Consider the following 16,936-nt stretch of genomic DNA (forward strand, 5'->3'; position numbering starts at 1 on the left):
CAATCCATGTCTTCCGACGGCAACCGCAACGATCACGGCCATCCGGGTGATCAAGAGCATTCTGACCCAAGAGGCAACTCCTGTTGCGACGCCAGCAAGGACGTCGCGTCCACGGCGCCAGCGCCGTCTGGCGGAAGGAGCTTTCAGGTCTCCGGGCTCGATTGCGCCGAAGAGGTGGCGATCCTGAACCGGGTTGTCGGGCCGAAAGTGGGCGGAACCGAACACCTGGCATTCGACGTGATCAACGGGCGAATGACCATCCTCGATAGCGCCGAGAGGATACCAGACGACGAAGTCACGCAGTTGGTCGCAACGACCGGCATGAGCGCCAAGCCATGGGATGCCGACAACGCAGCAGAGGACCAGGCGGCGCATCTGGCACGTCAGAAGCGCTTTACCTCGTTGAGCGGCGGCTTCTGGGCGGCGGGATTCCTTTTTCACATTGTCGAGACCGGCATGGGCGGCGCGCTCGGGCTCTTTGCGGGCCATGGCGAGGTGCCTATGCCTATGGTGGAAGCAGGGATCTTCGCCGTCGCGATTCTTTTTGGCGTCTGGCTTGTCGCGCCCAAGGCCTGGTCTTCGGCGCGGAGGCTTAGCCCCGACATGAACCTGCTCATGGTGGTGGCCGTCGCGGGCGCCATCGGCCTCGGCGAGTTTTTTGAGGCCGCGACGGTCGCCTTCTTCTTCTCGCTTTCGCTTTATCTTGAGAGCTGGAGCGTGGGGCGGGCGCGTAATGCGGTTTCCGCGCTCCTCGATCTGGCGCCGCCAACGGCGCGGGTTCTTTACGACGACGGATCTGAATCCGACGTTCCGGCCGCGGCCGTGGCAGTCAATGCAAGGTTTATCGTGCGCGGCGGCGACCGGATCCCCCTCGACGGTGAGGTCGTGGACGGGGCAGGGGCCGTCGATCAGGCCCCAATTACTGGGGAAAGCGCGCTAGTGCCCAAGGAACCAGGCGACGAGGTCTATGCCGGCACGATCAACGGCGAGGGCACACTGACGGTGCGGGCGACGAAGGCCGCCTCGGACACGGTGCTCGCGAAAATCATTCGCATGGTGGGCGATGCCCATGCCCGCCGCGCGCCGGTCGAACAGTGGGTGGCCAAGTTCGCGCGCATCTACACACCCATCGTGATGGCTTTGGCGATCGCCATCGCGCTGGTGCCGCCACTGCTGCTCGGCGGCGCCTGGGACTACTGGTTCTACAATGCTCTGGTCCTTCTGGTCATCGCATGTCCTTGCGCGCTGGTCATTTCTACGCCGGTCTCCATCGTGGCAGCGCTGACCGCGTCGGCACGGGCGGGGGTGCTCATCAAGGGCGGCGCCTATGTCGAGGCGCCGGGGCGGACCACGGCACTGGCGATGGACAAGACCGGGACGATCACCATGGGCGAGCCTGAGGTGGCGGCGGTTCACCCACTGGTCGGCGTTTCCGCACGCGATCTCATGGCGCTGGCAGCAAGCCTGGAGGCGCGGTCTTCACACCCGCTGGCACGCGCCATCCTCTCGCGCGCCGAAGCCGATGGTGTTTCCGTGTCTGCCGCAGAGGACACCCGTACCGTGCCCGGGCGCGGTCTGGAAGGACGCGCCGACGGGCGCGCTATCTGGCTCGGCTCGGATCGCTTCGCCGAAGAGAAGGGGTTCGGCAATGCCATTCCGGCGGATCTGCGGGATCGGATCGAAGGGGCAGGGAGCACCCTCGTTGCCGTGGGTGACGAGACCGGCGTGACCGGCGTACTGGAGCTTCGCGACCGCATCCGCCCAGATGCAAAGGGGATCGTTGCGCGTCTGCATGCGCAGGGTGTGAAGACCATCGTGATGTTGACGGGCGACAACGAACGCACCGCGCGCGCGGTGGCAGCCGAAGTCGGCATCGACGAGGTGCGCGCCGAACTTTTGCCAGAAGACAAGGTGACGGCCATTGAGGAACTCGTCGAAAGCCACGACATGGTGGCGATGATCGGCGACGGTGTGAATGACGCACCGGCCATGGCGCGGGCGCATTATGCCATCGCCATGGGCGCTGTCGGATCGGATGCCGCGATCGAGACGGCCGACATCGCGCTGATGACCGACGACATCGGCAAGGTACCCTGGCTTATCGGCCATTCGCGCCGTGCCATGACGATCATCCACCAGAATATCGGCATATCGCTGGCGACCAAGGCGCTGTTCGTCGGGCTGACCGCGTTCGGTATGGCCTCAATGTGGGGCGCCATTGCTGCGGATGTAGGGGTGTCTCTGCTGGTGGTCGCCAACGCACTTCGGCTCCTGAACGGCCATCAGGTTGAGGCCGGGCCTTCAGGCGGAGAACCGGTGGGCGAGCAGATGGCGAAAGGAGCACTGGCGCACGGTCATTGATCCGGCGGTTTCGGTAGCTCGATATCGCTTTTGCGGTCCAGCCACGCCAGCGCCCCGACAGAGAATTCCGAACCCCGGTAGGGTTCCGTCCAGGCGGTCTCGATGTCGTCCCAGGGCAGAGGCTCGAGATTTCCAAGAAAGAGCGTCAGACGGTAGGCCGCTGCCTCGGGAAGCCAAGGCGCCTCCTTGGCCGGCGTCGCGGCGACAGGTCCGGACAGGAGGAGCGCACTTGCGAGTGTGGCGAGCAGCACTCTCATAATATTTCGCATCACCACGGCCTCCAAAGTAAAAAGTTAGACATGGCTAACTTATCTACCCGAAGCAAACAAGTTGTCAATCCCGCTGTTTCGCTGCAAAGTCCCGAGTATGACAAAGCTACAATCACAAGGGCGTGAGCCATTCGAAGCGGTCGACCGGGCTCCCGAGGCGCAGGCCGATGGCTTTGCGACCGTGCGTCAGGCACATGAAAGCGAGATGGCGGAGGATTACGTCGAACTGATCGCGGAACTGATCGAGACGCGCGGGGAGGCCAGACCGGTCGAGATCGCCGAGCGGCTTGGCGTGAAGCCGCCGACCGTGACCAAGAACATCTCGCGGCTCAAGGCTGCTGGTCTGGTCCGGCGGGAGCCATACCGCGCGATATTCCTCACCGATGCCGGGCAGGACCTCGCGGAGATCTGTCGACGCCGCCACAGGGTCGTCGTCGCCTTTCTTCTGAGCCTGGGAATCGACGAAGAGACCGCGGAACGCGATGCGGAAGGGATCGAGCATCACGTCAGCGGGACGACATTGGAGGCGTTCGAGCGACGGCTCAATCAGAAATGAGCTCGCCTAGATGCACATTCGCGCGATTCTCTATCGGGACCTCGAGCTATCAGGTCTTCAAGCCGCTGACACGTTTGCGCAATTTCGAAGCTCGCTAGCCGAGAACCCGCGACAGCACGATGGTTGCAAACAGGGCGACAAGTCCGAAGGCGATCGCAGACGCTACCGCATATTGGAGGATATCCAGGTGATTCCCCCTCCTCCGTCGTGCCAGATAGCCACCCCAGATCGCGCCTCCGATAGCGCTCACGATCACAAGCATCAGGATACCTCCGTTCCAAAATGCCGCGCATCGGGATCTCGTCCGAGCAAACTGGCCAGCCAGCCGAAGACCCAGCACCCAAAAACAAGAACCAACAAGGTCCAGTCGCCGAACCGCGCATAGGGCGTTGGAGTACGCGCGCCCGGCAGGCCGGCATCAATGGTGCCTGTTTCCCCGGTATCAAGACGCGCGACGACATTTCCATTGGCGTCGATGATCGCGGATATCCCAGTGTTGGCCGCCCGGACCACGGGAAGTCCCTCCTCGACCGCGCGCATCCGCGCGGAGGCGAGGTGCTGCTCGGGTCCGATGCTGGTTCCGAACCAGGCATCATTTGTGGCGTTGAATATCCAGTCGGGGCGGAAAAGGTCATCGACCACGTGGCCCGGAAAGATGATCTCGTAACAGATCGCCACCGCGACCAGAGGCGCGCCAGGGATCGCCAGCGTGCGCGGCCCTGGTCCCGGCGTGAAATCGCCCAACCCTTCGGTCAGCCGCTCGATGGGCAGCCAGCCTTTCAGGGGCACATATTCCCCGAACGGAACAAGATGATGTTTTGCATACCCCGTCAGAACCTCGCCGCTGCCGTCATAGGCCTGAACCGTGTTGAAATATCTGGTTCCCCCATCGCCCTCCACTCGGTCAGGCGCACCTGTCAGTAGGATCCTGCCGTCTGGCAAAGCTGCAGATATCCGCGCGCGTGCCGCAGCATCTTCGTCCAGAAAGCCGGGGAAGGCCGTTTCCGGCCAAAGCAGCAAATCGAAACGTCCGGGTTGCGCGGACAAGCCCAGGTATTTTTCCAAGGTTCGCTGGCGGCTGCCCGGTACCCACTTCTCGACTTGTGGCACATTGCCTTGGACGATGCGCAAAGCAACGTCTGTCGGCGGCACGTCCTGCCCTGACCGAAGCGCACCGCCAACCCAGAAACCCGCCACAGCAACGGCGAAGAGCACGAGAACAGGCGCGCGTCTCTTTGGCGCCGCCACAGTCAACACACCTGGCAATATGCCGATGAAGACCGTGAGAAAGCCCAAACCGTAGCTTCCGACCCAGGCGGCGGGTTGGCGCAGGGCGGCATAGTCGACAAGGGCATAAGCGGCAAGGTTCCAGGGAAACCCTGTCAGGACATGACCCCGCAGCCATTCCGTGGCCACCCAGCAGGTTGCAAACAGCAGGCCCGCCGCAATGCCGCCGACAGCTCGGCGCTGCATGATGGCGGCAAAAAGCATCGCCGCCATGCCCGGGAAGATGGCAAGTCCGGCGGACAGACCCGCGACCGCCGGAATCGCCAGTGCGCCGAAACGTTCGGCATCGACGTAAAAGCTCTCGGCGATCCAGGAAATTCCAATCCCGAATTGGCCCAGTCCGAAAGCCCAACCGACAAGGAAAGCGCGCGAGGTTGAGATGTTCCGGAGAACGATAAAGAGCACGGAGAAGGCGACAGGGACCGCGATGAGCCAAGAAAACGGCGGAAGAGTCAAAACCGTCAATCCGCCGGCAGCAAGGGCAAGACCCATGCGCTGGAACAGGTTCAGGTCCTCACTAACGAACTGCGGCAATCCCGGCTTCATGAATCGGTCTGAAGTCGAGCGCCAACCCACGGCGCAATGAGCAGCAGCATCACGCCGCCAACCACAAAAACATCGGCCATGTTGAAGGCAGGCCAGTGCGCCGTCCCGATGTAGAAATCGAGGAAATCCGTCACCGCACGATAGCGCAGGCGGTCCAGAATATTGCCGAGTGCACCGCCGATGATCGCACCATAGGCAATGGCCTCGACCCGGCTGCTGGTACGGACCAGCATGAACGCCAGCCAGACGCAGATGCCAAGCGCCAGTAAGACAAGGCTCCACCACGGCGCGCCGCCGAGAAGCCCGAAGGTCACTCCGTCATTGCGCAGGTAGATGAGATTGAAGCCGGGAAAGACCGATACGCCGGAACTAAGAACAGTCGCATTGGACACAACGATTGCCTTCGTTGCCTGATCGACAAGAAAGGCGATCAGCGCAGCAAGCAGACCGACGAAGAGGCAAGTTCTCATCAGCTTATCCCAGCCAGACGTCGAGGAACAACATGATCACAAGACCAACGGCGAGGCCGAGCGTCGCCCTGTTCTGATGGCCGGATCGGTGGGTTTCCGGAATGATCTCGTGGCTGATGACGTAGAGCATCGCACCTGCTGCGAAGGCGAGACCCCAGGGCAGCAGCGGTTGCGAAAGACTGATAATCCCTGCGCCGAGAAGTCCACCGACGGGCTCGACGAGACCGGTCAGAGCGGCGATGCCCCAGGCGCGAAGCCTGGAATAGCCCTCGCCGAGCAACGAAACCGCCACCGCCAGACCTTCGGGGGCATTCTGTAATCCAATACCGATCGCAAGTGGCAACCCGCCCGACAAACCGTCAGCCCCGAACCCGACGCCGACGGCAAGCCCTTCGGGAAAATTGTGGATAGTGATCGCGATGATGAAAAGCCAGACGCGCCGCAGCGATGCGGCGTCGGGACCTTCCCGCCCCGTCTTGAAATGTTCATGCGGTAGCCGTTCGTTCATCAGAGCGACCGCGCCCATGCCAAGCAGGATCGCAACACATACGATGGCCGCCGGGAGAGCACCGTTGTCGAACTGTCCTTCAGCTGCGTCGAGAGCCGGGATGATCAGCGAGAAGAACGAAGCCGCGAGCATGACACCCGCCGCGAAGCCAAGCAGCAGATCGCGCGTGGCCCGGGACGGGATGCGCCCAAAAAGAACGGGGACCGCCCCGACCGCGGTCAGCGATCCGGCGGCCAGGCTTCCAAGAAAGCCAAGCGCTATGGGGGAGAGGGGTTCCAATTGTTAAGGTTCTGCCGCGAGTTCAGTCAGGAGCCGAGTAGCTGGTGTAGACCTCGGTCGATCCGTCTTCGTGGATCAGGAAGACATCGTAAGCCTCCCGGTCGTCCTCCGGTCCCATGCCGGGCGACCCGTAGGGCATTCCCGGCACCGCCAGGCCTACCGCGTCTGGCCGGTCCTCCAGCAGGCGTTGGATGTCAGCCGCCGGCACGTGGCCCTCGATCACATAGCCGTCGACCAAAGCCGTATGGCAGGAGACCATGCGCTGCGGCACGCCATTGTCGAGTTTGAAGCGCACAAGAGATCCTCCGAACATGTCCTCGCCCATCGGCGCGAAGCCATTCTCCTCGAGGTGCTTCATCCAGGACAGGCAACAGCCGCAGCCGTTTGTCTTCCGGACGTCGATCTGAATCGCCTCTGCGACGGCCTGCGCCGCAGGAAGCAAGGCAAATGCGATGGCAAGGGCGGGAGTAAATCGTTTCATGGATCAAAGCCTTTCGGTTGTCGTCTGTGCAAATTCGCTGGCGAGCCTCTCAGCAAGAAGTGAACGCGCCTCACGCAGTCGCTCAAGCGCGGCCGTGTCGTCCGCTTCACGCTCGGCCGCCTCTGCCAATCGGTCGTCAGAGAGAGGGTCGGTTGGGCGACCGTCCACCAGCACTTCGTAATGTAGGTTGGGGCCTGTCGCGGTACCCGTCGCACCGACCCGCCCGATCATATCTCCGGCCATCACGCGTTGCCCTTGTGTGAGCCCGTCCGGTACGGCGCTCAGATGCGCATAGCGCGTCAGGGTGTCGGAGCCATGAGCGATCTCGACGACCCGGCCATACCCACCGCGTCGGCCGATGAAGCTAACGCGGCCCGGCGCCGGCGCCTGTACCGGCGTGCCGCGCGCCGCCGCGAAGTCGACTCCTGTGTGCATCCGTACATTGCCGTAGACCGGATGGGTGCGGCGCCCGAACACAGAACTCAGCCGTGCACCTTCGACCGGTTGCGCAAACACGCGCAGGACTTCTCCGTCGACATAGATCGTCGCTTGGCCGCTGCCGTCGTTCGGCCAGACGATTTCATAGACCGAGCCATCGATATCCAGTGCGGCAAAGGCAAGCTCGGGCTGACCAATCCTCTTGTTCCCGTCTCGGGCCTCGCGCCAAAGGAGGCGCATCGTCTCGCCACCCGCAAGATCACGACGGAAATCCACGGTGCCGCCCAGCATCTGCGCCAGGTCCACCGCAAAACGGGCGGGGATGTCTGCCGTGTTCAGGGCGGCGAAAATCGAGCTCTCGATCACCGCCTCGCCGGCGAAAGTCACCAATTCGGGATCCGGGTCCAACACGCGGGCGGCAAGCTGTTCGCCGAAGACCGCCTCTATCCGGACACCGTCTTCGACGGCGAGCTCTACACGACGCGGGTTGTCGTCCGTTGTGGAAACCACCGTAATGATGTGACCCGGACGCAGACGGCGCAGATCGTATTCCGTGCCAATCGCCAAGGCGATTTCGGCGCGATCCGAAGCATCCAGCCCCGCATCGGAAAGGACCGCATCAAGCGTCTCGCCGGACGCAATCTCCCGCGACCAGGTGACCAGCGGGGGCTCGATAGATGGCAAGGAGGTATCAGCGGGGGAAACGGTCAGGAGCGGCCGGGGTCTGAACTCGAATGCGATATCCGCCTGGGCGAGTGTAGGGCGGACCGAATTGGTTTCGGTAATCCGAGGCGGCGCAAGCGGATTGGGAGTCCAGAGGGTCGCTTCAGCAATCGCAGGGGGCACCGGTTCTTTGGACAGAACGCCAGAGATGGCGATGGCGGTCACCGAAAATGCGCCTGCGACCGCAACGGCCGCCAAGACAGTTCTTATCTTCATGTTGCCCCCTCTACGTCTTCTGTCAGTGCGCGCTGGATCTTCGGCACCGCGAATTCTCTTTGCTCGTGATAGTCGATCATGGTGACGAGCTCACCCTCGGCATCGAACAGGAATACGCTTGCCGTATGGTTCATCGTATAGCCGCCGCCCTCAGTCGGGACGCGCTCAAATGAGGCACGAAACCCTTCTGCAGCGCGGGCAATTTGGTCTTCCGGCCCCGTCCAGCCACGAATGACCGGATGAAAATAGCCGACATATTCGGCCATGGCCTCGACCGTGTCCCGCTCCGGGTCGACCGTGATGAAGACCACGTTCATCTCTGATGCTTCGTCGCCCAGTTCCTCAAGCCAGCCGGAAATATCCGATAGGGTCGTCGGGCAGACGTCCGGGCAGTAGGTGAACCCGAAAAACACCATTGTGGGACGACCGATCAGGTTGCCAGGCCCTACCTCATTTTCCTCGTGGTCGGTCAGCCGGAACTCCATCGCCGATAGGGGCAGGGGCCGCTGCCCTTTTGGTTCAGGCGCACCGGGCCCGTCCACCCGCCACCAGCCCACGAAGAGCGTCAGGCCAAGAACGCCGGCACCGGCTGCGCCGTATAGAAGGAGCTGCCGACGTTGCATCAGCCCTCCGGTCCACGCGCGGCGATTCCGAGGATTGGGACCTCGACCGTCACCTTGCCGCCATCCGAGAAGGTCAGTGTCAGCGGGAAATTCTCGCCTTCGGTCATCGGCTCTTGCAGCTTCATGAGCATGGCGTGCAACCCGCCCGGCTCCAATGCCACGCTTTGGCCGGGCTCAATCGTGATCTCGCCTGCAGGCGCCATGGAACTGACGCCATCGGAGTTGGTTTTCGACTCATGGATCTCGGGCATCATTGCCAGCGGTGTCGCAAGTCCGGTCAGCGTAACGGCGTCTTCACCCGTGTTGCGCACGGTCATATAGGCGGCACCTGGCCTGTTGACGCCGATCGAGGCGCGGGACCACGCATTCTCGACCACGACATCCTCCGAACCGGCCAGTGCGGGGGCCGACAGCCCTGCAACCGTCAAAAGCACGGCCAATGCATTGGTATATCTCAACTTCTTCACCACTCGTTTCTCCTGCCTCCGCAAATCAGCTTTGGCTTGCCGCAACTTCCACTGCCACCAGCCTCCGCAATTCGGCCTCACCGAACGGATCGAGAGGCTTGCCGTTCACGAAGAACGTGGGCGTTTGGCGGACCCCGACTGTCTCGACATCGGCGCGGTCCTGGTTGAGCACCGCCACAACACCGGGGGCCAGCATCTGTGTCCGGGCAGCTTCGACATCCAGACCTCCGCTTGCTGCAATCTCAAGGATCAATCCGGGTGCCGGGGTCCCGTGAGACGCCCATCTGGGCTGCTCTCGCAAGACTGCCTCGAGCACAGGTTCAAACACGTCCTGCATGCGCGCCGCCTCGAGCACACGGATCGCTTCTACCGACGCCTCGCCGTGAAAAGGCGTATAGCGGATTACAACGCGCACCGCGTCTCCGTGCTCCGCCATGATATCCTCGACGACCGGATAGAAAGCGCGGCATGCCTCGCAGGCCGGGTCGAAGAATTCAACGATGGTTACGGGCGCATCCTCGGGCCCGAGGATCGGGGAATAGGGTCGGATCAGCGCGTCGGCCATTTCAGGGTCGATGGGATCGGACGCGGCAATCGGGTCGGGGCGGGTGGCATACCAGGCGGCACCGCCGAAACCGGCGACCCCGAGCGCGAGAACGGACAGGATGAGGCCGCGTCGTTTCATTTTTGTGTTTCCTTCAGTGAGAGAGCCGACAGCAGACCGATCATCGCGAAGGCGACGAGCGCCATCAAAGGAATCGGAATGCCGAAGACCAGTTGATTGTCGTCGGTACAGGATGGGCCGGTCGCCGTGCAGGGCTGGATACGCTCGGGGATAACGCCGACATAGAGGCCCAAGTGCCAAAGCGCGACGGCGGCACCGCCCAAAGCCAGCGCGATCCCGTAGCGACCCACGCGCCGATCCTGCCACCACAGCCCAAGCCCGAGGATGATGGCCAAGGGGAACATGAAGGCACGCTGGAACCAGCAGAGCACGCAAGGTGTCTGCCCCAGAACCTCGCCGATGAAGAGCACGGCAAGCGACGCGGTGAGCGCGATGATCCAGGCCAGGCCAAGGGCCGTCTCTCCGGAAAGTCGGGTCATGACGATCAGATCCTCTGTCTCAGATCGGCGAGGATCTCTTCGGCGGGCGTGCCGTAGGGCCAGGAGTCCGCGAAGCCTGCTTGCGTGTCGAAAAGGAAAAGATGCGACGTGTGACCCATCGTGTATCCGCCCGGCGCAGTCGCCTGCTCGATCCGCTCAAAGAATATCGGAAAGGTTTCGGATGTCGCGGCGATCTGCTCCGGTGTACCGGTCAGCCCGATGATCCCTGCGTCGAACAGGGGCACATACTCGGCAAGTGCAGTCGGCGTATCCCGCTCCGGATCAATCGTTATGAAAATCGGCTGAACCATTGCTGCCTCATCGCCCAGGCCCTCCATCACGGCCGCGACTTCGGACAGTGTTGTCGGACAGACGTCGGGGCAATTGGTGAAGCCAAAGAAGACCAGCATCCAGCGCCCTGCGAAATCTTCGTCCGTTTGGACCATGCCGCGATGATCGGTCAGTTCGAAATCAGCAAGAAACGGTGGTTCACTCTCGGTGCGGGCAAGATCGGCACGGTAGTCGGACCATAGCAACAGCCAGATGAAAACGAACGCCGCCGCGCCCGCCAACACCCACAATACCTTCTGAAGACCTGAAAGCCTCACGCCGCTCCGCCCGAACCTGATTCTATATTTTGTGTGCGTTTACATCCTCTAGCTACTGTAGGTTCAAGCGTGATTGTCATCGATCGGCCAACAATCACCGATCTGTGAAACTCGGGTGAAGCTTGTGATGCGCACCGCATAAAGCTACACCCACTGTAGGTAATGTGGGGAGCGGAAATGCTGACGATTGGGACGCTGGCGAAGAAGACCGGAACAAAGGTGCAGACCATCCGGTATTACGAGCAGATCGGACTTATGCCTGAGCCCGGCAGGACCGAGGGGGGCCAACGACGCTATGGCGACGCCGAACTCGACCGCTTGTCATTCGTCCGGCACGCACGGCAACTGGGGTTCTCGTTGGACGCGATCCGTGAGCTCCTCGATCTCAGCGATCATCCGGGAAAGTCCTGCGCTGAGGCGGATGCAATAGCCCGTCGGCAACTCAAACAGGTCGAGCAACGATTGGCGCGGCTCGAGGCGCTGCGGACGGAATTGAAGCGGATGGTGCATGAGTGCAGCGGCGGACAGACTTCTGATTGCCGTGTGCTCGAGGTACTGCGCGACCATTCCGAATGCCTGACCGACCATGAAGAGATCGGCGCCTGAGCAATTTCGACGACCTTTGATCGGAACGCAAAAAGCCCGGTGTTAGTTACTCATTGGCAATTCACTAATTTGGATACCCGGCATGGCGGAGCAGAGAAACGCAACGGAAAGACGCACACTCTGGATCGTGCTGGGTCTCAACATCGGGCTGGCAGTCGCTTTCTTCGCCTCGGGCGCATTCGGCGAGTCAAGCGCGCTTATCGCCAATGGCCTCGACAATCTGTCGGACAGTTTCGTCTACGCGATCAGCCTCTTCGCGCTGTCCCGCTCCGCCAAGTGGAAGCGCGGAGCGGCGAACGTTTCGGGCGGCCTGCTGATCCTCTTCGCCCTTGGAATCCTGTATGACGCGTGGCGCCGCTACGTCGGCGGATCGGATCCTCTTGGCACGATCATGATTGTCATGGCGCTGGTAGCGGCGGCCATCAACGCACTTTGCGTCTGGCTGCTGGCACGGCTTCGCGATCCAGACGTAAACATCCGAGCGGCGAATACGTTCAGCTGGAACGACTTCGCGGCCAATCTCGGAATCGTCGTCGCAGGCGGGCTCGTAGCCTGGCTCGGAACGAATTGGCCGGACCTTGTCGTGGGCGTGATTGTCGCCGGCATCGCGGCCTGGGGTGGCGTCGGAATCCTGAGAGACGCGCATGGTGAACACCACAAGGCGGTGCACAATGACGATCAGGTAACCAAGGACTCGGCCTGAAATCGGGGCTTGAAGCTACAGTGACTGTAGCAACTACATATTCTCGTGAACGATTCGAGGAGGTATCCCGTGAACCCCGCCGACCCTCATTTGGCCAAAACCCGGCTGCTGGATTTTGACGCGACCTCAATTGCAAAACTGATCGAGGAGCGCGGCTGGGCAGACCTTCCCAGCGACGACCGAATTGGGGCCATCTACGATTTCGTCAGGAACGAGATTACCTTCGGCTACAACCGCGCCGACGACATTCCGGCGTCCGAGGTCCTCGCAGATGGCCACGGGCAGTGCAACACCAAGGGCACGCTCCTCATGGCCCTGCTGCGTGGCGTGGGAGTTCGCTGCCGACTGCACGGGTTCACAATCCACAAGGCGCTTCAGAGAGGCGTCGTTCCGGAACTCGTCTATCCCCTCGCGCCGTCCGAAATCCTCCACTCCTGGGTAGAGGTGGACTTGGGCGACGGATGGGTCAATCACCGCCAGAACTTCGGATTTGTGCGCGACTTGCTCTATCGCCACGTCATCCGTCACTGGATGAATGCCAGGGTTCGCCGCATCCGCCGCGGAATCTTGCCGCCGGTCCCCGGATTCGATCGGCCGAACCACCGCCATGAGGAGACGAACCGTGCCGCATGATCACGGCCACGCCCACATCGATCCTCAATCCGGTGATCGTCGCGTCTCCATCGCCATCTGGGCCAACGGCCTCCTGACGGTCGCGCAGATCGTCGGCGGGATCCTTTCCGGCAGCCTCGCGCTGATCGCGGATGCCCTCCACAATTTCTCGGACATGGCGTCGCTGGTGATCGCCTTCTTCGCGCGTAAGATCGCTCGCCGCCCGGCGGACAAGCGCATGACCTTCGGCTATGGGCGGGTAGAAATCGTCGCAGCGCTCATCAACTACACGACACTTATCCTGATCGGCTTCTACCTGATCTACGAGGGTGGCATGCGCATGATCGACCCACCAGAGGTACAGGGCTGGACGGTGGTGATCCTGGGCGGTGTGGCACTGGTCGTCGACACGTTGACGGCGCTGCTCACCTATTCGATGCAGAAAGGCAGCGTGAACATCCGTGCGCTCTTCCTGCACAACCTATCGGACGCTTTGGCCTCCGTGGCGGTCATCATCGGCGGCTCGCTCATCCTCCTCTACAACATGCGGTGGGTCGACCCGGCGATCACCATCGGCATCGCTCTCTACATCCTCTACCTCGCATTTACCGAGATCGGCGGTCCGATTCGGACGCTGATGCTCGGCAGTCCACCGGACATCGATAATGAAACCGTCGTTCAGGCGATGCGGGGTGTGGATGGTGTCGCGGACGTTCATCACGTGCATCTGTGGCAGATGCAGGAGCACGAGGCGGCTCTGGACTGCCACGTCGTGCTGACAGCGGACGGCTGGGGTCAAATCGAAAAGATCAAGGCCGCGATCAAGGACCGGCTGAAGGACGATTTCAGCATCGGTCATTCGAGTCTGGAATTTGAGCACGAAGACCGCGCACACGAAAACGCTGACCTTTACGGTCACGGCAAACCGGAAAAAGAGGAGGAAAACCATGTTCACCGAGACACTGACAGCTCATGACGACACGATTGGCCTCGCCTGCGAGGGCAAGCTCAGCGAAAGCGACCTGAAACGGATGCACGCCCTGCTTCATGAGCGCCTGCAAGAGACAAGTAAGCCCGGCCTGGTTCTCGATCTCACGAGGTTCGAAGGCTACGATGGGCCGTCCGCTCTGCTCGAAGATCTGAAAATCGACACAGCCCATAGGAATGACTTCCGCCGCGTCGCTGTGGTGGGCGAAGGGGCTTTGTTGGAGTGGGGAACCAGGTTCGCCGACGTGCTGACCACGGCAGAACTCCGTTAGTTCGACCCGGCGGAAATGAAGGCGGCAATCGCCTGGGCAAGTGAAAGGTAGAGTAGCTTTCAATCAGATGCCTTCGCAGAAGACAGCATCTGTTCGAAACCATAAACAAAAGAACTACAGCAGTTGCGAGACCCAAGAGCAATCCGAAAGTTCTGAACATGGTCGCTCCTTTCGCAAAGGAGTAACTTTGGTACGGTGGCACTGCCCTTGCCGGGGCATTATCAAATCGTAATGTTTTAGCGGCTCAGGGCGCCAGTTGGTTAACATAAACTTAATTATGCGACTTTATACTTAGCGTTGCGATAGTATATTATTGTATGTATGCTGAACTCCTATCACGGAGGCTCCACAGCATGCGCCATTTACTCAAGAAGCTCCTCCCCTCGGTCGCAGTCGCTTTGACCGTGACAGGTTCTTCGCTGCCAATACCCGCCCGCGCGCAGACATACCCGATCGATTGCGCGATCCTCTTGTGCCTGTCTGGCGGCTGGCCTGCTTCCGTCCCTTGCGCCCGAGCCCGCGCCGAATTTATCCGGCGGATTACACCTTGGCCGGTCGAACCACCGCTGCAAATCTGGCGCTGTCCCATGGGCGCCTCCTACGAGAACGATCGGTTACAAAACAACGCTGGCGGCATCTTTGAAGCCTTGTACCGAACCGACAGCCGTCGACCGCTTCAATCCTTGCCAGTAGATAATCTCGTTCCCACCGACCTCGCCCTGCGGCTCGTTCAGGACCGCGCGGACATCGATATCAGCGGGCCAGAGTTCAATTTCGTGCGGTCCATCCGCGTCTTCGATGTACGGTATGCACGACAGCACGAGTCCGGGCGCGATGGGGATTGTAACCGAAGCGCGACCGTGGTCCTCGGCACCTACGGGACCCAAGGCGATTTCTCATGGCAGCGATCTTCGATAACTGCCCTGCCCGAGGCCCATGTGGGACTTGAACGTTGGGGCGAGCATTGCCCTGGCATTTATCACCGATCCGTCTTCGTCGATTGGCGTGACTATGACGGCAACTACGGGTTCGAGCAGGTGAACTACTGACCTGCCGCTACGTAGATTTGTCATGGAAGACGGCTTCTTTGGCTTGCACGACCGCACCGCATACGCTTCGCGGTCCACATGCTGTTTGGCGTTTAGGCAAACACCGCGGGTTCGCTCTGTTCACCCGTCGTCGCTTCTTCCGATCCTCGTCAGCGCATCGAAGTCGATTTCTTGCTTCTGTTCGTCACTTATATCCGGCCGGGTTTCCGATACCGGCTGGGGCCCTTGGACGTCCCACATCACCGCATGTGAGCCTGTCCTCCAGCGATAAACCCAACCAACAACACTGCACCCATCGGTCCCGATCAGATTGGCGATCGCGACGCCCTCACCCTTATCTTCGTTCACTGTTTACTGGCTTCCTGCACTGCGGCGCTGCGAATTGCGGCGTGGGGTTGCAGAGCGTTCACTACGACCGCGCGCCGGGCTTCTTTGATGTTGGCTAACTGGTCCTCGATGAGGAAATGATCATCAGACCGGGAAAGTGGGTTCCCGTGTTCTCAACAATTCATTGGCTTCAAATCCTGTGGTCGGGCTCCGTGGCGGCTTCAACGATCGCCAGAACCTCGAACGGGTCAAAGCCGATGGCGCGCGCCAAGACGACCAGCTCGACAACGTCGACCCGGCGCTGGCCGCTCTCAAGGCGGGCAATAAGGGACTGGTGGCATCTGAGCCTGTCTGCCAGGTCTTTCTGACCAAGGCCCGCTTTGACACGGGCGTCGACCAACGCCTGACAGAGTGCCACTTGTCCCTTGCTTCTGATTGTCTTTGCCACGCGTCACATACCTTTTGTGACGTCGCTAGCGGATGAAATCTGTTATCTAAAAAGTAGATATATGAGGGTGTTATCGGCGTCTGGTTTCCATGGGCTGCAAGTCTGATGCTCCCGAGGTTGCCCATCAATCCCCTACCAATTGCAGGAACCGGCCATATTCCTCGCTGACTTCGCGCGCTTCCTCGAAGGCGCGGGCCCGTTCACCGTCGAGGCAACGGAAGTAGCTCTGGATATCCTGAATGTAATCTTCGAAGTCGCCGCGGATGATATCCGCATAGTCCCGCGCGGCCTGCGAATCGCTTGGCAGGAAAGGACGGGATGGCGCAAAGCAGGATTCCGCCAAAACCGGCCCAGGAACGCAGATCAGAAGGGCCATAGCTTGCAATGGGAGCAGGCATGTCAACCTTGGGTTTCTCAAACCTGTTATCTCCTTGATCGCGGACACTGGCCGTGACTAGTGTTTGCGTAACCAAACTACAGCCAAAGCACGATATTACATCTTGCGGTTGATAATATACTATCGTAACTCTGGGCTTCAAGTAGGAATGCCTGGGGTCGCGCCATTGGAGAAAGCGTGAGCCGGGCCATGAACTGGGACATCGAAGCACCAAATGTGGTTACGGAAGCCAGGTTCCGCGAACTCGTGGAAAGCGGCTATAGCGCAGAAATCCTGTGCCAAGAGTCGGCACACAAGAAAGGCCCCAGCTATTACGGGGTCTGGATCATGCGTGTTGTCTCTGATGACGGGGTGGAAAAGCTCCTCGTCACCGCCCGCACGCGGACGACCTACAACGATATCAAGATCCGCGAGTTCAAGACGATCTCCGGCGTGGTGTCTTTCTTCATTGGCCTTGGTTTTGCGCATGTCGACCTGCCGCTTGAGGCGGGGACAAGCCGTACGCACAAATTTGCGCCGCCAGACAAAGCCCCATCAGACAAGGGCGCTGGCAGCTAACCTCGTCTGTCTCTGGCTGGTCGCAGCACCTGCCTCAGCGC

The 16,936-nt window shown here is 60.9% G+C and carries 22 protein-coding genes; 9 read left to right on the forward strand and 13 right to left on the reverse strand.

Annotated elements, in window-relative coordinates; genetic code table 11:
- Positions 1-6 precede the first annotated feature (6 nt).
- Positions 7-2,361: a heavy metal translocating P-type ATPase gene (locus tag MK745_RS14870; protein ID WP_207287124.1), complete on the forward strand. Its 2,355-nt coding sequence runs from the start codon at positions 7-9 to the stop codon at positions 2,359-2,361.
- Here MK745_RS14870 and MK745_RS14875 read toward each other — a convergent pair.
- Entirely contained in the window at positions 2,355-2,630 is a 276-nt protein-coding gene (locus MK745_RS14875; protein WP_012187175.1) for a hypothetical protein, read from the reverse strand. The genes MK745_RS14870 and MK745_RS14875 overlap by 7 nt on opposite strands.
- A gap of 97 nt (positions 2,631-2,727) precedes the next feature.
- Between MK745_RS14875 and mntR the strand changes: the two genes are divergently transcribed.
- Positions 2,728-3,186, forward strand: coding sequence for a manganese-binding transcriptional regulator MntR (gene mntR, locus MK745_RS14880; RefSeq protein ID WP_008327326.1), 459 nt, complete (start codon positions 2,728-2,730; stop codon positions 3,184-3,186).
- 261 nt (positions 3,187-3,447) lie between these two features.
- Here the strand turns inward: mntR and lnt are convergent, their stop codons facing one another.
- Genes lnt through MK745_RS14930 form a run of 10 tightly spaced genes read right to left on the reverse strand, consistent with a single transcriptional unit; the run spans position 3,448 to position 10,900 of the window.
- Positions 3,448-5,019 (reverse strand): apolipoprotein N-acyltransferase, encoded by a 1,572-nt coding sequence (lnt, locus tag MK745_RS14885; RefSeq protein WP_009807490.1) that lies wholly within the window; start codon positions 5,017-5,019, stop codon positions 3,448-3,450.
- A complete protein-coding gene (gene lspA, locus MK745_RS14890; RefSeq protein ID WP_007803461.1) occupies positions 5,016-5,489 on the reverse strand; it encodes a signal peptidase II in 474 nt (157 codons plus the stop codon). The genes lnt and lspA overlap by 4 nt, the downstream gene beginning before the upstream one ends.
- A gap of 4 nt (positions 5,490-5,493) precedes the next feature.
- The gene (locus MK745_RS14895) at positions 5,494-6,276 is read right to left on the reverse strand and encodes a ZIP family metal transporter (protein WP_054540603.1); all 783 of its coding nucleotides are present in this window, start codon (positions 6,274-6,276) and stop codon (positions 5,494-5,496) included.
- A 22-nt stretch (positions 6,277-6,298) separates the two neighbouring features.
- On the reverse strand, positions 6,299-6,757 hold the full coding sequence (locus MK745_RS14900; RefSeq protein ID WP_007803465.1) for a DUF411 domain-containing protein: 459 nt from the start codon (positions 6,755-6,757) through the stop codon (positions 6,299-6,301).
- A gap of 3 nt (positions 6,758-6,760) precedes the next feature.
- Entirely contained in the window at positions 6,761-8,134 is a 1,374-nt protein-coding gene (locus MK745_RS14905) for a M23 family metallopeptidase (RefSeq protein ID WP_243614087.1), read from the reverse strand.
- Complete coding sequence (locus MK745_RS14910) at positions 8,131-8,757, reverse strand: SCO family protein (protein WP_007803468.1); 627 nt, start codon at positions 8,755-8,757, stop codon at positions 8,131-8,133. Before MK745_RS14910 ends, MK745_RS14905 begins: the two co-directional genes overlap by 4 nt.
- Entirely contained in the window at positions 8,757-9,227 is a 471-nt protein-coding gene (locus MK745_RS14915) for a copper chaperone PCu(A)C (protein ID WP_008327335.1), read from the reverse strand. Before MK745_RS14915 ends, MK745_RS14910 begins: the two co-directional genes overlap by 1 nt.
- 22 nt (positions 9,228-9,249) lie before the next feature.
- Positions 9,250-9,909: a DsbA family protein gene (locus MK745_RS14920; protein ID WP_054540605.1), complete on the reverse strand. Its 660-nt coding sequence runs from the start codon at positions 9,907-9,909 to the stop codon at positions 9,250-9,252.
- The gene (locus tag MK745_RS14925) at positions 9,906-10,328 is read right to left on the reverse strand and encodes a disulfide bond formation protein B (RefSeq protein WP_007803474.1); all 423 of its coding nucleotides are present in this window, start codon (positions 10,326-10,328) and stop codon (positions 9,906-9,908) included. Before MK745_RS14925 ends, MK745_RS14920 begins: the two co-directional genes overlap by 4 nt.
- Before the next feature lie 5 nt (positions 10,329-10,333).
- Positions 10,334-10,900 carry an SCO family protein gene (locus tag MK745_RS14930; protein WP_007803475.1) on the reverse strand — a complete coding sequence of 189 codons (567 nt, stop codon included), beginning with the start codon at positions 10,898-10,900 and terminating at the stop codon, positions 10,334-10,336.
- Between the two features lie 213 nt (positions 10,901-11,113).
- Here MK745_RS14930 and MK745_RS14935 point away from each other — a divergent pair, with 213 nt between their 5' ends.
- From MK745_RS14935 to MK745_RS14960, 6 genes are all read left to right on the forward strand, one after another.
- A complete protein-coding gene (locus MK745_RS14935; RefSeq protein ID WP_007803476.1) occupies positions 11,114-11,542 on the forward strand; it encodes a MerR family transcriptional regulator in 429 nt (142 codons plus the stop codon).
- 82 nt (positions 11,543-11,624) lie between these two features.
- Entirely contained in the window at positions 11,625-12,245 is a 621-nt protein-coding gene (locus MK745_RS14940; protein ID WP_008327361.1) for a cation transporter, read from the forward strand.
- 69 nt (positions 12,246-12,314) lie between these two features.
- Positions 12,315-12,878, forward strand: coding sequence for a transglutaminase-like domain-containing protein (locus MK745_RS14945; protein ID WP_007803479.1), 564 nt, complete (start codon positions 12,315-12,317; stop codon positions 12,876-12,878).
- Positions 12,868-13,833 (forward strand): cation diffusion facilitator family transporter, encoded by a 966-nt coding sequence (locus MK745_RS14950; RefSeq protein ID WP_007803480.1) that lies wholly within the window; start codon positions 12,868-12,870, stop codon positions 13,831-13,833. Before MK745_RS14945 ends, MK745_RS14950 begins: the two co-directional genes overlap by 11 nt.
- A complete protein-coding gene (locus MK745_RS14955; RefSeq protein WP_007803481.1) occupies positions 13,805-14,116 on the forward strand; it encodes an STAS/SEC14 domain-containing protein in 312 nt (103 codons plus the stop codon). The genes MK745_RS14950 and MK745_RS14955 overlap by 29 nt, the downstream gene beginning before the upstream one ends.
- A 353-nt stretch (positions 14,117-14,469) precedes the next feature.
- On the forward strand, positions 14,470-15,165 hold the full coding sequence (locus MK745_RS14960) for a hypothetical protein (protein ID WP_173674657.1): 696 nt from the start codon (positions 14,470-14,472) through the stop codon (positions 15,163-15,165).
- Positions 15,166-15,682: 517 nt separating this feature from the next.
- Here MK745_RS14960 and MK745_RS14965 read toward each other — a convergent pair.
- Together MK745_RS14965 and MK745_RS14970 are read right to left on the reverse strand one after the other, a co-directional pair.
- A complete protein-coding gene (locus MK745_RS14965) occupies positions 15,683-15,940 on the reverse strand; it encodes a helix-turn-helix domain-containing protein (protein ID WP_017470289.1) in 258 nt (85 codons plus the stop codon).
- Between the two features lie 124 nt (positions 15,941-16,064).
- The gene (locus MK745_RS14970; RefSeq protein WP_008327366.1) at positions 16,065-16,316 is read right to left on the reverse strand and encodes a hypothetical protein; all 252 of its coding nucleotides are present in this window, start codon (positions 16,314-16,316) and stop codon (positions 16,065-16,067) included.
- 210 nt (positions 16,317-16,526) lie between these two features.
- On the opposite strand from MK745_RS14970, the gene MK745_RS14975 reads away from it, so the two are divergent.
- The gene (locus tag MK745_RS14975) at positions 16,527-16,895 is read left to right on the forward strand and encodes a hypothetical protein (RefSeq protein WP_008327368.1); all 369 of its coding nucleotides are present in this window, start codon (positions 16,527-16,529) and stop codon (positions 16,893-16,895) included.
- Positions 16,896-16,936 lie beyond the last annotated feature (41 nt).

Origin of the sequence: Shimia aestuarii (genome assembly GCF_022814865.1) — a bacterium.
GTDB lineage: Bacteria > Pseudomonadota > Alphaproteobacteria > Rhodobacterales > Rhodobacteraceae > Shimia > Shimia aestuarii_A.

Bases quoted from the DNA above. Each gene is read 5' to 3' on its own strand.
- MK745_RS14925 (WP_007803474.1), bottom strand. From the start codon at position 10,328: ATGACCCGACTTTCCGGAGAGACGGCCCTTGGCCTGGCCTGGATCATC.
- MK745_RS14920 (WP_054540605.1), bottom strand. From the start codon at position 9,909: ATGAAACGACGCGGCCTCATCCTGTCCGTTCTCGCGCTCGGGGTCGCC.
- MK745_RS14960 (WP_173674657.1), top strand. From the start codon at position 14,470: ATGCGCCATTTACTCAAGAAGCTCCTCCCCTCGGTCGCAGTCGCTTTG.
- mntR (WP_008327326.1), top strand. From the start codon at position 2,728: ATGACAAAGCTACAATCACAAGGGCGTGAGCCATTCGAAGCGGTCGAC.
- MK745_RS14975 (WP_008327368.1), top strand. From the start codon at position 16,527: ATGAACTGGGACATCGAAGCACCAAATGTGGTTACGGAAGCCAGGTTC.
- lnt (WP_009807490.1), bottom strand. From the start codon at position 5,019: ATGAAGCCGGGATTGCCGCAGTTCGTTAGTGAGGACCTGAACCTGTTC.
- MK745_RS14870 (WP_207287124.1), top strand. From the start codon at position 7: ATGTCTTCCGACGGCAACCGCAACGATCACGGCCATCCGGGTGATCAA.
- MK745_RS14875 (WP_012187175.1), bottom strand. From the start codon at position 2,630: ATGCGAAATATTATGAGAGTGCTGCTCGCCACACTCGCAAGTGCGCTC.
- MK745_RS14940 (WP_008327361.1), top strand. From the start codon at position 11,625: ATGGCGGAGCAGAGAAACGCAACGGAAAGACGCACACTCTGGATCGTG.
- MK745_RS14935 (WP_007803476.1), top strand. From the start codon at position 11,114: ATGCTGACGATTGGGACGCTGGCGAAGAAGACCGGAACAAAGGTGCAG.
- MK745_RS14900 (WP_007803465.1), bottom strand. From the start codon at position 6,757: ATGAAACGATTTACTCCCGCCCTTGCCATCGCATTTGCCTTGCTTCCT.
- lspA (WP_007803461.1), bottom strand. From the start codon at position 5,489: ATGAGAACTTGCCTCTTCGTCGGTCTGCTTGCTGCGCTGATCGCCTTT.
- MK745_RS14955 (WP_007803481.1), top strand. From the start codon at position 13,805: ATGTTCACCGAGACACTGACAGCTCATGACGACACGATTGGCCTCGCC.
- MK745_RS14910 (WP_007803468.1), bottom strand. From the start codon at position 8,757: ATGCAACGTCGGCAGCTCCTTCTATACGGCGCAGCCGGTGCCGGCGTT.
- MK745_RS14970 (WP_008327366.1), bottom strand. From the start codon at position 16,316: ATGGCCCTTCTGATCTGCGTTCCTGGGCCGGTTTTGGCGGAATCCTGC.
- MK745_RS14905 (WP_243614087.1), bottom strand. From the start codon at position 8,134: ATGAAGATAAGAACTGTCTTGGCGGCCGTTGCGGTCGCAGGCGCATTT.